At 70.8% G+C, this 11,118-nt stretch carries 12 protein-coding genes and 1 pseudogene; 4 read left to right on the top strand and 9 right to left on the bottom strand.

The features are described from left to right. The coding region (locus tag ACWGI8_RS29715) for a carbohydrate kinase family protein (protein ID WP_453665537.1) at positions 1-928 on the top strand (928 nt) is incomplete at its 5' end. A 74-nt stretch (positions 929-1,002) separates the two neighbouring features. Here the strand turns inward: ACWGI8_RS29715 and ACWGI8_RS29710 are convergent. The 3 genes and pseudogenes from ACWGI8_RS29710 to ACWGI8_RS29700 all read right to left on the bottom strand — a co-directional run. Continuing rightward, positions 1,003-2,517 (bottom strand): FGGY-family carbohydrate kinase, encoded by a 1,515-nt coding sequence (locus ACWGI8_RS29710; protein WP_453665536.1) that lies wholly within the window; start codon positions 2,515-2,517, stop codon positions 1,003-1,005. A gap of 3 nt (positions 2,518-2,520) precedes the next feature. Next, entirely contained in the window at positions 2,521-2,766 is a 246-nt protein-coding gene (locus ACWGI8_RS29705) for an NAD(P)-dependent oxidoreductase (RefSeq protein ID WP_453665534.1), read from the bottom strand. 64 nt (positions 2,767-2,830) lie between these two features. Then, positions 2,831-3,291 (bottom strand): annotated as a pseudogene (locus ACWGI8_RS29700) (FUSC family protein); the annotation flags it as partial. A 228-nt stretch (positions 3,292-3,519) separates the two neighbouring features. On the opposite strand from ACWGI8_RS29700, the gene ACWGI8_RS29695 reads away from it, so the two are divergent. Continuing rightward, entirely contained in the window at positions 3,520-4,002 is a 483-nt protein-coding gene (locus ACWGI8_RS29695) for an Lrp/AsnC family transcriptional regulator (RefSeq protein ID WP_453665532.1), read from the top strand. 36 nt (positions 4,003-4,038) lie between these two features. After that, a complete protein-coding gene (locus ACWGI8_RS29690; protein ID WP_453665531.1) occupies positions 4,039-4,731 on the top strand; it encodes an HAD family hydrolase in 693 nt (230 codons plus the stop codon). A gap of 41 nt (positions 4,732-4,772) precedes the next feature. Here the strand turns inward: ACWGI8_RS29690 and ACWGI8_RS29685 are convergent, their stop codons facing one another. Genes ACWGI8_RS29685 through ACWGI8_RS29660 form a run of 6 tightly spaced genes read right to left on the bottom strand, consistent with a single transcriptional unit; the run spans position 4,773 to position 10,211 of the window. Next, entirely contained in the window at positions 4,773-4,895 is a 123-nt protein-coding gene (locus ACWGI8_RS29685) for a hypothetical protein (RefSeq protein WP_453665529.1), read from the bottom strand. A 44-nt stretch (positions 4,896-4,939) separates the two neighbouring features. After that, a complete protein-coding gene (locus ACWGI8_RS29680) occupies positions 4,940-6,103 on the bottom strand; it encodes an MFS transporter (RefSeq protein WP_453665527.1) in 1,164 nt (387 codons plus the stop codon). A gap of 4 nt (positions 6,104-6,107) precedes the next feature. Further along, positions 6,108-6,653 carry a GNAT family N-acetyltransferase gene (locus ACWGI8_RS29675; RefSeq protein WP_453665525.1) on the bottom strand — a complete coding sequence of 182 codons (546 nt, stop codon included), beginning with the start codon at positions 6,651-6,653 and terminating at the stop codon, positions 6,108-6,110. Further along, the gene (locus ACWGI8_RS29670; RefSeq protein ID WP_453665523.1) at positions 6,650-7,828 is read right to left on the bottom strand and encodes a type III PLP-dependent enzyme; all 1,179 of its coding nucleotides are present in this window, start codon (positions 7,826-7,828) and stop codon (positions 6,650-6,652) included. The genes ACWGI8_RS29675 and ACWGI8_RS29670 overlap by 4 nt, the downstream gene beginning before the upstream one ends. An 8-nt stretch (positions 7,829-7,836) precedes the next feature. Continuing rightward, positions 7,837-9,156, bottom strand: a complete 1,320-nt coding sequence (locus ACWGI8_RS29665; RefSeq protein ID WP_453665521.1) for a DUF6271 family protein — start codon at positions 9,154-9,156, stop codon at positions 7,837-7,839. Next, entirely contained in the window at positions 9,138-10,211 is a 1,074-nt protein-coding gene (locus ACWGI8_RS29660; RefSeq protein WP_453665519.1) for a phytanoyl-CoA dioxygenase family protein, read from the bottom strand. Before ACWGI8_RS29660 ends, ACWGI8_RS29665 begins: the two co-directional genes overlap by 19 nt. Positions 10,212-10,494: 283 nt before the next feature. Here ACWGI8_RS29660 and ACWGI8_RS29655 point away from each other — a divergent pair. After that, a partial coding sequence (locus ACWGI8_RS29655; protein WP_453665518.1) for a glycoside hydrolase family 3 N-terminal domain-containing protein occupies positions 10,495-11,118 on the top strand: 624 nt, incomplete at its 3' end.

The raw sequence follows: 11,118 nt of genomic DNA, 5'->3' as shown, positions 1-11,118 counted from the left end.
GGTGGACCTCACACCTGCCCGCACGGCCGACGGCGCCGCGGCCTTCCAGCCGCGCCCGGGCGGCTCCTGCCTCAACGTCGCCGCCGGTCTCGGCCGCCTGGGAGTCCCCGCGGCGCTGCTCGCGCGCATCTCCGACGACCACTTCGGCGACCTCCTGCGCGCACACCTCGCGGCATCCGGCAACCGGCTCACCCATCTGCTGCCGACGTCCGACCCCACCACCCTCGCCGCCGTGCTCCTGCGCGACGACGGGTCGGCCGCCTACTCCTTCCACGCCAACGGCGCCGCCGACCGCGGCCTGCGGCCCGAGCACCTCGCCGCCCTCCCGGGCGGCGGCGCGTTGCCACCCGGGGCCGCGCTGCACCTCGGCTCGCTGGGACTGCTGCTGGAACCCCTGGCCTCGACCCTCGACGGACTCCTGCGCCGGGAGGCGGGCCGACGGCTGGTGTCCCTCGACCCGAACGTACGGCCGGGCCTGGTCACCGACCGTGCCGCCTACCTCCGGCGGTTCGCCGAGTGGGTGGCGCTCGCCGACGTGGTGAAAGCGAGCGACGAGGACCTGGCCTGGCTCCACCCGGGCGAACCCTATGAGGCGGTGGCCGACCGCTGGCTCGCGTCCGGGGCGGGGCTCGTCCTGATCACGTTCGGCTCCCGGGGCGCCTGGGCCGCCGACCGAGACGCCCACGTCCATGTGCCGGCCCCGGCGGTCAGGGTCGTCGACACGGTGGGAGCGGGCGACGCCTTCACCGCCGGGGTGCTCGCCCATCTGCACCACACCGGCCGGCTCGACCGCGAAGGCGTCGACACTCTTGGCGCCGGCGAACTCGCCCGGCTGGTTTCGTACGCAGTGGAGATCGCGGCCGACACCTGCACCCGCGCAGGCGCCCAGCCGCCGTACCGCAGCGACGGCGTACCGGCCGCGTCGTAGCGTCCACGGCCCGGCCCGGCCGGTGCCCGTCGACGCCGGGGACTCGCTCCGTACTCACTCCTCGATCTCGGGACTCACTCCTCCGTCCCGGGCGTGTCCAGGCGGGCCCAGACCGGTCCGAGAGCGTCCAGCGCTTCCCGGTACACCTGGTACGCCTCCTCGAGCACGGCGATCCGGCCGGGGTGGGGCTCGTGGCGTCTGAGCAAGGCGACGTCGGCGCGCGGGTCCGTCACGTCGTCGAGCAGTCCGACGGCGGTGGCGGCGAGCAGGGCCGCGCCCCGGGCGGCACTTTCCTGCACGTCGGTCACCACGACCGGCCGTCGCAGAGCGTCGGCGAACATCTGGCTCCACACCTCGCTGTGTGCGGCGCCGCCGGTCAGCCGGGCCGCCCCGCTGATCGGCAGCTTCGAGCACAGCGCGTCGACGTGCCAGCGGTGATTGAGGACGACGCCTTCCATCAGGGCCCGCAGCAGATGGCCGCGGCCGTGCCAGCCGCGCAGCCCGAGGAACGTCCCGGACGTGGGATGCGGGTGCGGGGAGCCGTAGACGAACGGGTGGAACAGCACCTCCGACGGACCGTCCAGGTGCGCCTCGACCTCGCGGCCGATCGTCTCATGGACGCCGTCCCGCTGTTCGGCCGGTGCGCCCGTGGCTCGCAGGAACCACTCCAGGTTGGCCACCGACGCGGGTGAGGTGGACATGGTCATCCACTGTCCCGGGCGGACGAAGTGACGGACCTGCCAGCGCGGATCGACGACGGGGCGCTCGCTGACCACTTGATTGATGCTGAACGACCCGGCGATCAGGCACAGTTCGCCCGGCGCCGTGCCGCCGATCCCGAGCGCGGCGGCGTCGACGTCGTGGGCGCCCGTGACGACGGGCGTGCCGACGGTGAGCCCGGTGAGCGCGGCGGCCTCGCGGGTGACGGTTCCGCTCACCGCGTCACAGGCCAGGACGGGCGGCAGCATGTCGGCGAGCGTGCCGTGGCCGTACAGGTCGAGCAGTGCCGGCGAGTATCCGCCCCGCCGCATGTCGGTGAAGGAGGCACTGGCGTCCGTGGGATCAGTGGCCACCGCGCCCGTCAGCCTCAGGCGCAGCCAGTCCTTGCAGAACAACAGCCAACGGGCCTGCCGAAGCACTCCCGGCTCGTGGCGGGCGAGCCAGGCCAGCAGGGCGGCCGGGGAACCCGCGAAGGGCACCGTGCCCGACAGCTCCAGGGCACGGGACCAGACCGGAGCGCCCCGCCACTCCTCCAGCACCGCTTCGGCGCGCGTGTCCATCGCCATGATCGCTGCCCGTACCGGCCGGCCCCGCTCGTCGACTGCGTACAGGCCGTCGCTGTGCCCGGCCAGCCCCACCGCGGCCACGGCCCGCCCCGCGTCCGGGCCCGCCTCGGCAAGACAGGCGGCGATGGCCTGGTGCGCCGTACGCCACACGTCGTCCATGTCCCGCTCGACCCAGTGGGGATGAGGAGTGCTCAGCGGAAGCATGCCGCTGCCCCGCGCCACCGGTCGGCCGGTGGCATCGAACAGAACGGCCTTGGTCATGGTGTGTCCCGCGTCGACACCGAGCACCAGTTCACGCGCCAACGCTCACACCCACCCCAGTTCGCGGGCGTTGACCGCCGCGGTACCGAGCCGGGCCGGACGCGGCGTCGTGGTCGTCGTGTCACCGGCGTAGTGCGTGGTGATCGTGACGTTGTCCAGCGAGCGCCAGGGGCTGTCCGTGCGAAGCGGCTCCTGGTCGTGCACGTCGAGCCCCGCTCCGGCGATACGGCGGTTCACCAGGGCGTCGTACAGGGCATCGGTGTCGATCAGGCAACTGCTCGCGGTGTTCACGGGTCTCCTCGCGTGTCGAAGCCACCGCCCATGGGGCCGATCGTCCCACGTAGCAGGTCGGCGGGCGGACTCCGGAGCACACGGCGAGGGCCAGCGCCACCGCGCCGTACAGCTCCGGCAGCTGCGCGGGGACCGCGTGCAGGAACTGGGTGGTGAAGAACATCATGAACGCGAAGATCCCCAGCTCGTGTCCGCGCGGGCCCAGCGCCGCGCGTACACGCCGAGGAAGACCACGGCGGGCCAGAACGCGTCCCGCAGCAGCGGTACGCCGTGCAGCGTCGTCGCGAGCACGAGGGTGGGGAAGCCGACGGCCGGCAGCAGGGCCGTGGTGACGGCCTGCCGGCGGACGGTCGGGTCGGCGACGGTGAAGAGCGCGAGGAGCGCGGCGAGGCCTCCGGTGATGGCAGCGGTGAGGGAAAGCCCTGCCAGCTCGGCCGCGGCGACCGCCGGAGCGACGCCGAGCACGGCCCGCGCGGAGATCCGTAGGCGCACCCGACCGGGGTCGGGAGCCACGAACAGCCTCATCACGCACTTCTTCACGACGGTGGTCCCGCCCCTTCGCTCACGCACCTCTGCAGACATGGCGAAGGCACCGCGGGTCCGGTCCGGCTCCGTTGCCGTCAGGCGCTGCACAGCGCCCTCTCTGGGCACAAAGAGCATCCGTACGGACAGTGGCTCAACCGGCTGAACGGTGAGTGGGCCATCGGTATCGTTGAGAGTGCGTTTCGTGGGCCGGAAGGAGGCCAACGGACCATGGCCGTCGACGAGCTGGACACCCGCATCCTGCGGCTGCTGATCGAGCAGCCGCGCACGAGCGTGCGGGAGTACGCGCGCATCCTCGGCATCGCGCGCGGCACGCTGCAGGCCAGGATCGACCGGCTGGAGCGGGACGGTGTGATCACCGGTACCGGCCCGGTGCTCTCCCCGGCCGCCCTCGGCCATCCGGTGCTGGCGTTCGTCCACATCGAGGTCACGCAGGGTCATCTGGACGAGGTGGGCGACGCCCTGGCGGCGGTGCCGGAGATCATCGAGGCGTTCTCGATCACCGGCGGCGGGGATCTGCTGACCCGGGTGGTGGCCCGTGACAACGGTCATCTGGAGGACGTGATCCAGCGCCTGATCAACCTGCCGGGCGTGGTCCGTACGCGCACGGAGACGGCGCTGCGCGAGCGTGTGCCGCACCGGCTGCTGCCGCTCGTGGAGTCGGTCGGCAGAGCCACACGCACGGCGCGCTGAGGGCCTTCCCCGCGACCGGTTGGCATGCTGGGGTGCATGAGCACTGCGCGGACTGCCGTCATTTTCGATCTCGACGGGACGCTCGTCGACAGCGAGCCCAACTACTACGAGGCGGGGCGCCGGGTCCTGGCCGGGTACGGCGTCTCCGACTTCAGCTGGGAGCACCACACGCGTTTCATCGGGATCGGTACCCGCGAGACGCTGGAGCGCCTGCGCGAGGAGTACGGGCTCGACGCGCCGATCGAGGATCTGCTGGCCGGCAAGAACCGGAACTACCTGGAGCTGGCCCGCGCCAAGACCGAGGTGTACCCGCAGATGCGGACGTTCGTGGAGCTGTTGCACGCCGTGGGCGTACCGATGGCGGTGGCCTCCGGCTCCTCGCGCGCGGCCATCGAGGCGGTTCTGGCGGGTACCGGTCTCGACGCGTTCATCGACACCCTCGTCTCCGCCGAGGAGGTCGCCCACGGCAAGCCGAGGCCCGATGTCTTCCTGGAGGCGGCGCGCCGGCTCTGCGCGGATCCCGCCGACTGCGTCGTGGTGGAGGACGCGCCGCCCGGGGCGGCGGCAGCGCACGCCGCCGGGATGCGCTGCATCGCCGTCCCTTATGTGCCCGAGAGCGCGACCGACGAGGCGTTCCGCACGGCGGGTCTGATCTTCCCCGGCGGGCAGCCGGAGTTCACGGCGCAGGCCGCGTACGACTGGATCGAGCGGTCGGCTCCGTCCTTCTGAGCCCGCGCTCGCCAGGAGGGCGCATCGGCGAGCGCACCCCCTCATCCGGCCGGGACGTCGAAACGGACCTGCAAGTACCGGGTCGGCGTCACCGTGTCTGCGGACTCCCCGACGTCCTCGCGGTGCAGGACGACGGCGTCGGCGTCCGGCGTGGACCGCCGCATCTCGTGACCGGTCCCCCTCAACCCGCTGCGCGGCAAGGCATGACTCAGCCGCTCACCGGCGTCCACCGGATCTGTGTACTGCACAGGGAGACCACGACCGCCGCTGCCGCGACCACTGCCAGGCCCCACACCAGGCTGCTCGAATTCGCCACGAAACCGATGAGGGGTGGCCCGGCCAGCAGACCCGTCGTGCCCATCGCGGCGACCAGTGCCAGCGCCTGCGAGCCCTGTTTCGCCGCGGCCACATAGACGCAAGGGGTCACGGCAGCGCAGCCGAGTCCGACGCAGGCGAAGCCGATGAGGGCCGCCGCCACTCCCCCGCTCACCAGGGCGAAGGCCAACCCGGCGGCGGCCAGTGCACTGCCGAGCAGGACGACGCGCCCGTCGCCCCAGCGGCTGCGCCAGCCGTCGGCGAAGAGCCGGGCCACCACCATCATGCCGGACACCACGGCGATGCCCATCGGCGCCAACTCCGCGGAGGCCTTGGCGACTTCCCTCATGTAGAGGGCGGACCAGTCGTTCATGGCGCCCTCGGTCACCGTGCCGAACACCATGGCACAGCACATCCAGAGCGTCATCCGGGACGGAAGGCTCCATCCGGTGCGGCTCTTGCTCTGCCCCTCCTCCGCGGGAGCCTCGTCTTCGAGAAGACCGGGGTGCGCCAGAGCGACCAGCAGGACGAGGACCACGGCAGCCACGCCGAAATGTGCCGCGACGGAGGAGGTCACCGCGGTCATACCGGAGGCGAGCAGCGCCGCGAGCAGGGAGCCGGCGCTGAACGTCGCGTGCAGCCGGGCCATGGCGTTGCGTTCGTGCCGGGTCTCCAGTGCCGTTCCCTGTGCGTTCATGGCCACGTTCAGACACCCCACGCACACCCCGTCGGCCACCATGACCAACAGGGCGACCGGATAGTCCGGCGCCGCGGCGAGTGCCAGAAGCAGCAGGGTCAGACAGAGCGCCGACAGCAGCGCCAGCCGAGCGGAGCCCAGCCGCTGCACGAGCACCGGCACCAGGGGAAACGACGCCACCGCGCCGATGCCGGCCGCCATCAGCAGCACCCCCACCTCGGCCGCGGTCAGCGTGAGGTCCGCCTTGATGGCGGGGATGCGCGAGGCCCAGGTGGCGTACTGGAAGCCGAGGGAACAGAACAGTGCGGCGATGGCCAACTGGCCGCGGTGAAAGGGATCACGGACACGCAACACGCACATCAACTCACTTCGTCGAATCGGCCATCGCCTTGGACATGTAGACGGCGTTCGCGCCGTAACCGCCCGGGGAGATCCCCGGGTACGCGCTGAACCCGCGCGCCGACCAGAAAGGCTCGCTGCAGCCGACGGCGATCAGCGAGATCCGCTCGAACCCGCGCGAACCGGCGGTCAGGATCAGGTGGTTCAGGAGCCGCTGCCCCAGCCCCCTGCCGCGCAGGCGCTCCGCGACAACGATGTCGTGCAGGTGCAGATTGCGCGGAGTACGCGAGTGCATCGTCGGCTCCCCCTTCCGCGAGAGCACCGCCGGCTCCTCCGCCCGTTCGAGGCTCGGGTATCTGAAGGGCGGACACGGCAGTGCCAGCAGGTACCCGGCGGGCCGGGTGCCGACGTCCAGGACGAAACTGGTGTCCGGCGAAGCGTCCGCCCTGGACCGCAGGGCCGCGCGCCCCTCCGAGAGGCCGAGTTCCGTGTAGGTCCGGGATTCCATCGCCGCGATGGCGTCCCAGTCGGCGTCGTTGATGTGGCGTATGTGTACGCCGTCGCCGCTCACGGGCGTCCTCCGCCCGTGCAGGTGTACGGCAGCGGGGCGAAGCCGTTGAAGCCCTGGGTCGTGTAGCTGATCGCGTAGGCGCCGCTTGCGAGCACCCAGACGGGATCGCCGGATGCCAGATTCCGGGGGACGTGCACGAGGCCGTGGCCCTGGGTGTAGGCGTCGTCGCTGTCGCAGGTGGGACCCGCGACCACGGCGGGGACGTACTCGGCATCAGGGTGAGTGGGGAAGACGAGCGGGTACTGCAGCGCGTCCATCTCGTAGAGGCCGTTGAACTTGCCGCAGCTCAGGTAGAGCCAGTACTGGCGCTCGCCGTCGGGGCGACGTCGCTCGGCCAGCCGGGCAACGTGGGCCCGGATGGCGCCGTGGTCGGCGACGAGGTGGCGCCCCGGCTCCATGACGAACTCGAGATGCTCGCCGTGGACTTTCCTGAGATGGCGCATTCCCTCGCGGATGACGGCGAGGATCTTGTCCAGCGGAGGCTCCAGTGGTGTGCCGTACCGGTCGAGGTAGCCGAGGGCCGGCAGACCGCCGCCGAGGTTGACGTGGTCCAGCACTGTTCCGCGCCGGCCCAGGGCGATCAGGACGTCCGCCAGGCACTCGAAGGCGCTGTGCCAGGCGTCCGCCGTCATCTGCTGGGAGCCGACGTGCACGGACAGACCGGAGGGTGTCAGGCCCTTGTCAGGCGCCGACTGAAGGATGCGCACCGCGTCCGCGGGTGTGCAGCCGAACTTGTCGCTGAGGCCCCACAGCGCCCCTTCACCGCTGGTCGCCAGCCTGCAGAAGACGCGGGCTCCCGGGGCGTGGGCCGCGATGGCCGCCAGGTCCTCGACGCTGTCGGTCGCGAAGTCCCTGACGCCGAGGCGGTGGGCGTCGGCGATGTCCCGGTCCGACTTGACGGTGTTGCCGTAGTGCATGTTGCCGACCGGCACGCCCGCGCGCAGCGCCTGCTCCAGTTCGCGGGGGCTTGCCCCGTCGACTCCGGCGCCCTTCCTGGCCAGACAGGCGAGCACCTCGTCCACCGGGCAGGCCTTCATGGCGAATCGGACGGCGACGCCGGGCAGTTCACGCCGCAGTGTGTCGTAGCGGTCTTCGATTCCGGTCAGATCGAAGACGATCCGGTCCTCGGTCGCGCCCGCCAGGGCGGCGAGCAGTGGTGCGGACTCGTGCGCCATGGCCGCTCTCACCGTTTCTGCCCGGGCGTCGGGACCACGGAGGTGAGTGCGGCCGCCCGCACCAGCGGCTCCCATGCCTCCACCAGCAGAGCGAAGTCCTCGATGTCGCTGCGCGCTTCGTCGAGGAGGCGTGCGCGGCGCTGCCACAGGAAGTCGGCGAACTCCGCATATCTGCCGCCCAGTTTGCGGTACGCGGCGTCGAGGACGTCCAGCCGGTGGACGTTCTCACTCCGGTCGAGCCCTGCGCTCTCCCTCGCCAGCAGGGCTACGGCCGACGTGCGCACCTGCCCCCGTTCGTCGAGCAACGACGGGCCGGTCCGGGCCATTTGGTCGTAGACGAAGTTGAAGTAGAGCATCGACAGCAGGAACTTGACGAAGCGCAGCTGGTACGCCATGAACCCGGAGTCGGTGCGGCGTTCGCCGGTGTAGAAGTTGACGATGTTCCGGTTGTGCAGGACACCCGGCAGTGCGGCGTCGTGGACCAGGTGGATCAGGAAGTAGTCGCTGCCGATCGTATCGGTCGCGGGCGGCAGGGGCACGTGTTCGTGCACGTCGTGGAAGGCGATGTTGCACATGTCCACGCGCATGGGATCGACCACGGTCAGCGTGGAACGGTCCGCGGTGAAAGCGTCCGTGCCCGCGCCCCGGAAGGACTCGTCGACGAGTTGCCTCTTCTGCTCGCCGGACCAGTGGACGGGCGCCCACAGACCGACCATGTCGTGGTAGACGTCGGGGTCGATGCGGAGTATCTCGCCGATGTCCACGGACAGTTCGCCGACGAAGGAGCTGCCGACCATCGCCACCTTTCGGTCCATGTGCTCCGCGGCCAGTGCGGTCTCGGTGACGTGGCGCGCGGCGTCGGCCGCCTGCCGGCCGAGCGACATCAGCTCGTGATGGACGGGGAAGGCGGTCCGGCCGTTCACGACCTGGTACCGGCTGTCGGAGTCCCTGCGGTGGACGGACTCGCAGCCGAGCGCGGCGGCGAGGAGGAAGGCGCGGTTGGTGCAGGCGCCGTAGGACACGCCGGCCGGGAGCATCAGCTCCATCAGGAGGTCGGGCTTCACCGCCCCGGCCCGGTCGATCACCCGCCGCAGGAAGTCCCGCTGCCGCGCCTCGTCGAGATGGTGTACGACGATCCGTGGATCGCCGGGTATCCGGCGCACGGCCTCGGCGTGCACCGTGTACGCAGGCGGGGCGCAGGAGTCCAGGATCAGGAGGTGCACCTCGGTGTCGAAGTGCTCGGCGGCGTAAGCCGCTTCCTCGGCCACGGCCGCGATGGTCGCCGTGCAGGGCCTGTTGGTCGGCAGGGTCAGACAAATTCGGCGCATGTCTCTTCTCCGGCCGGCTCTTCCGCCTCGTCGAGGTCTGCTCCGCTCCAGGACGCGAGGCCCAGCAGCTTGGCGCCGAGTTCGTCGAGAGTGGCCCTCCCGTACCTCAGGGACTCGTGTCGCGTGGCATCGCCGAGCAGCGTCGCGTTCCAGTCCGGCGTGCCGAGCGTGCGCCATGACTCGGCCCGGGAGCGTCGCATGGTCCGGTGGGACTCCAGCGCCGGCATCATCGACAGGTACTGGACCGCGCGCACTTCGCCGTCGGAGGTGTTCGGTGCCACGCCATGTGCGAGCAGGCCGTTGAAGATCAGCAGGTCACCGGCCTCGAGTTCCGGTCGCACCACGGGGAACTCCGCGCGGTCGATCCTGGGCCGGATCGGGTCGCGGTCGTCCGGCTGGAGCGCCTTCCACCGGTCGAACTGCCTGAACAGCTCTGGGCAGCACTGGAAGCCGCCGAGTTCCGGCCTGGTGTCGTTCAGGGCGATGATCCCCTGGACCCGCTGCGGCAGTACGCCGAGGGTGGTGTCGACGTCCCAGTGGAGTTCGATGTCGAAGCCCTGCTCCGTGCGCGGGATCAGAGCCCGGTCACGGTTCTTGATGTTGGGCGGGTTCAGGTTGAGCCGGTCGAGCGTCACCCACAGTTCTTCGCAGTCCCAGACGTCGACGAACGCGTCGTAGACCCGCTGCGTCTGGCGGCTGTCCCAGATGAGCTGGTGGTGATAGGCCTCGACGAAGCCGTAGATGTGCAGTTCCCGGTCCAGGTCGGAGCGGTACTCGCGGTCCTCGTACCAGGTCTCCGGCCGCTCGGGGTCGAGTCCCTGGAACTCCCAGGCGAAGTCGAGCAGTTGCCGGGCCAGAGCGGTGGGGATCGCCTGCTTCACCACGACGTAGCCGTAGGTCTGCCATGAGGCGAAGTCCTCCTCGGAGAGGACTCGCAGCGGGCGGGTCTTCTTCAGGTCCCGCAGGGGTGTCTGGGCGAGATAGGTCTCGCCGTCCGAGCTGAAGTAGGGGATGTTCGAAGGGGCTCGATGGAGATAACGGTCAGTCGTGGGCATACGGTGCTCCCCACCTCGATCTCAAGTACCGGCGACCCCAACCGGGCCACCAACTGTGCGGAGTGAGGGGCGGCGGCCGTCCCGGCAGGGTCACTGCACCACAGGCCACACCAGCCCCTCTTCGAACTCGCGCATCACTAAGTTGGACTAGACCAACTCGACCTGTCAAACATCGCAGTTGAGGGCACGTTCTCGCCAAGTCGGCGCGATCCAGACCCACTTGACAAGAGCGGCTAGCCTGAGCGGGAACGTATTGGTCTGTACCAACGGAAGGGCGCACGCGATGGTCTCCAGCAAGCACAGCGAGGAGTTGCGGCGGCTGGCGCGCTGCGTCCTGCAGCCGGGGTTCGTGGGCACCGAGGCGCCCGACTGGGTGCTGCGCGAGATCGCCGACGGGCTGGCATCGGTGGTGCTGTTCTCCCGCAACATCGTCACGCCCGAACAGGTCGCCCGGCTGACCGGCCGACTACGCGCGGAGAACCCCGAGTTGATCATCGCGATCGACGAAGAGGCCGGGGACGTCACCCGGATCGAGTCCGCGACCGGCTCCACCCGGCCGGGCAACTTCGCCCTCGGAACGGTCGACGACACCGAGCTGACCGAGGCCGTCGCCGCCGACCTGGGCCGCCAGTTGCACGCCGCCGGGGTGAGCCTCGACTACGCGCCCAGCGCGGACGTCAACTCCAACCCGGACAACCCGATCATCGGGGTCAGGTCCTTCGGCGTCGACGCCGAGGTGGTGTCGCGGCACACCGGCGCCTGGATCCGGGGCCTCCAGTCGGGCGGTGTCGCCGCCTGCGCCAAGCACTTCCCCGGCCACGGCGACGTGGCCGTCGACTCCCACCACGGCCTGCCCGTCTACGGCGCCGGCCGCGCGCAGATCGCCGCCGAGGCCCTGCCACCGTTC

Source organism: Streptomyces sp. NPDC054841 (assembly GCF_053611045.1).
Note: the sequence above shows the minus strand (reverse complement) of the source record. Positions and strands in the feature narration are given on the sequence as shown.